Source organism: Ensifer sp. GW823-FHT05D09, assembly GCF_058795755.1.
The window spans coordinates 1-3017 of sequence record NZ_JBXAIA010000024.1 but is presented as its reverse complement, the minus strand read 5'-3'; the positions used below and the strand labels follow the sequence as shown (position 1 = coordinate 3017).

3 protein-coding genes are annotated in these 3017 nt (G+C 67.3%); all 3 read right to left on the bottom strand.

All coding sequences use genetic code 11. The features are described from left to right. Nucleotides 1-401, bottom strand: a 401-nt coding sequence (locus AC1Q80_RS30735; RefSeq protein ID WP_492362926.1) for a hypothetical protein, incomplete at its 3' end; no start/stop codon positions are given. 129 nt (nucleotides 402-530) lie between these two features. After that, on the bottom strand, nucleotides 531-2312 hold the full coding sequence (locus AC1Q80_RS30730) for a type I secretion system permease/ATPase (protein WP_492362925.1): 1782 nt from the start codon (nucleotides 2310-2312) through the stop codon (nucleotides 531-533). A gap of 75 nt (nucleotides 2313-2387) precedes the next feature. Continuing rightward, nucleotides 2388-3017, bottom strand: a 630-nt coding sequence (locus AC1Q80_RS30725; RefSeq protein ID WP_492362924.1) for a M10 family metallopeptidase C-terminal domain-containing protein, incomplete at its 5' end; no start/stop codon positions are given.

Below are 3017 nucleotides of genomic sequence, written 5' to 3'. Positions count from 1 at the left end.
CCGGTATCGGGACGGCCGTCGTCGAAGGACAGCCGCACCGAGGCGCGCAGCCGTCCGGTGACGGTTGGAACCGTGCCGGTCGTCAGCGCGAAGTCGGCCATCAGCTCGCGGAAATAATCGGCGACATCGTTGACGACATCGAGCGCACCGGCGAGATCCGGGCCGGTCTGCTGTTCGGGTTCCGGCGCCATCGCCTCGCCGTCGCCAAGAGGCCGATGCGCCGGCGCATTGCCGCCAGCCTCGTCACGGCCGGCAAACACCGAGCCGAGACCGCCCAGAAACAAGGCCGACAACAGCATGCGGCCACGCTTGCGCTCCGGCTTGTCGGCGATCTCGTAACGGTTCATCGGCGCGACCGCCTGCTGGCTGTCGGGTCGGTTCAGGATGAGCTTCTCGTCCATGACATCCTCCTCGGCCGGTGCTGGCTCCTGTTGCGGAGCGCGTCTTGCGCCTTGGCCTCGTGTCGCTCGCGCGGCGTCTGACGGGATCCGCCGCCCGAAGGCAGCGCTCCCCTGGGATCGGCGTGCCGGCTATTCCGCCGGCACCCGTTGCGGCTGGCCCATGCCGGGATCGGCCCTGCCGGCCGCATCGGCCCTGCCGGCGGCATCCGCCCTGCGGTTCTTCTCCACCACCAGCGGCCGCATCTTCTGCGACGGCAGGATCTCCTCCTTCGGTCCGAAGGCGACCAGCCGGCCGGCCTGCACCAGGCCGATCATGTCGACCGTCTGCAGCGCGCTCGGGCGGTGGGCGACGATGACGACGATGCCGCCGCGCTCGCGCACCTTGAGGATGGCCTGACACAGCGCCTCTTCCCCTTCCGCATCGAGGTTGGAGTTCGGCTCGTCGAGCACCACAAGAAAAGGATCCCCGTAGAGTGCACGAGCCAGGGCAATGCGTTGCCGCTGGCCTGCGGACAGTGCGGTTCCATGAGGACCAAGTTCGGTCTGGTAGCCGTTCGGCAGGTGCACGATCATCTCGTGGATGCCGGCGGCCTTGGCGGCGCGGATGATGGCGCGCGCATTCGGCGCTTCGGCAAAGCGCGAGATGTTGTCCGACACCGTGCCGTCCATCAGCGCCACGTCCTGCGGCAGGTAGCCGACATGCTGGTTGAACAGCGTCTCGGGCCATTGGTTGAGATCGGCGCCGTCGATGCGCACTGCGCCGCGCAAGACCGGCCAGATGCCGAGCATGGCGCGTGCCAGCGTCGTCTTGCCGCCGCCCGACGGACCGATCAGCCCCAGCGCCTGCCCGGCTTTCAGTTCCAGGCTCACTTCGCTCAAGAGCACCGCCCCGGTCGACGGCGCCACCGTCGTCACCTTGTCGAGCGACAGGCTTTCCGTCGGCGCCGGCAGGTCGAGGCTGCCGGAGCGCTCGTCGAGCACGCCGAGCGTCTCGTTGAGGCGATGATAGCTGCGCCGTGCCGCCACCACGCCCTTCCATTGCGCGATCGCCATATCGACCGGCGCCAGTGCCCTGGCCGTCACGATCGACGAGGCGATGATCGAACCGGCCGACATCTGCCCGCGGATCGCCAGATAGGCGCCGAGCCCGAGGATCGCCGATTGCAGGATCATGCGCAGCACCTTCGACAGGCCCGACAGCGTGCCGCCGATGTCGGACGTCTTGGTCTGACAGTCGAGATGGCGGCGGTTGGCCTTCTCGAAGCGATCGACCGCCCGGCCGGTCATGCCCATGGCATGCAGCACGTCGCTGTTGCGGGCATTGCTTTCGGCCACCGAGCTGCGCGCCACCGAGGCCTTGATCATCGAGCTGGAATGGCGCCGCGTCAGCACCTCGGCAATGATCGTCAGCACCGCCAGCACCAGCGCGCCGCCGACCGTGAGGTAGCCGAGCATCGGATGCAAAAGCCAGACGAAGACGAGATAGATCGGGATCCACGGCAGGTCGAACAGCGCCACCGGCCCCTGGCTCGCCAGGAACCCGCGCAGCGTGTCGACGTCGCGGCCGCGTTCCGTCGCCTCCGCCGTCGAATAGCCGAAGCGCGGCATCTCGATCACCACCTTGTGGGCAAGCGGCGCCAGCTGGCTGTCGAGCCGGGCACCGAGCCGGACCAGGATCTGCGAGCGGATGACGTCGAACAGGCCCTGGAACAGATAGAGCCCGACCGCCAGCACCGACAGTGCCACCAAAGTGGAGATGCTGCCGCTGGTCAGCGCCCGATCGTAGATCTGCAGCATGTAGAAGGCGCCGGTCAGCGCCAGGATGTTGATCAGGCCGGAAAGGCCGAAGAGATAGATCAGGATACCGCGCATGCCGCCGATCTTGTGTTGCGGCTCTTTCTTCTTGCTCATGATGAGATCCCCTTTTGTCCGCCCGCATGCTGTCCCGGCCGGTCAGAGCGACCGGCCGGGAATAACGCTTCCTGCTCAGGAGACGCCGTTGAAGTCGGCGACCTTGAGGTTATGCGTACCGGCGATCGAAAGCTCGAAGTCGGCATCCGGGTCGGCATCGACACTGCCGCGGATCACCGTGACGTCGGCGCCGTCCTGGGTCTCATGCGTCACCACGATCTGGCCGGCGCCCGAGAGCGTCGTTCCGGCCGAAAGCGTGAAGTGCTGCAGACCCGCCTGTCCGGTGTTGGCATCGATCGAGGAGAAGTCGATCCGGTCTCCCGGCGTAAAGCCGTAGATCGTGTCGCCGTTTGCCGCTGCCACCGAGGTGAAGCGGAAGACGTCCTCGCCAAGGCCGCCGTCGATGATGTTGACGGCATTGGATGCGGTGATGACGTCATGGCCGGAGCCGCCGATGAAGTTCTCGAAGCCGTAGACCGTGTCGGTGCCGACCTCGACGCCCGAGACCTGGCCGCGGCCCATGAAGCCGGTGCCCATGTCGACCGTCAGGTTGCCTGACGCCACGGAGTAGTCGAGCGTGTCGACGCCGCCATCGCCCCAGTAGCTGTCGTCGCCGTCGCCCTTGGCGGCCAGCACGATGTCGTCGCCGGCACCGCCCCAGGCCTTGTCCGAGCCCGCCCCGCCTTCGATGACGTCGTTGCCGGC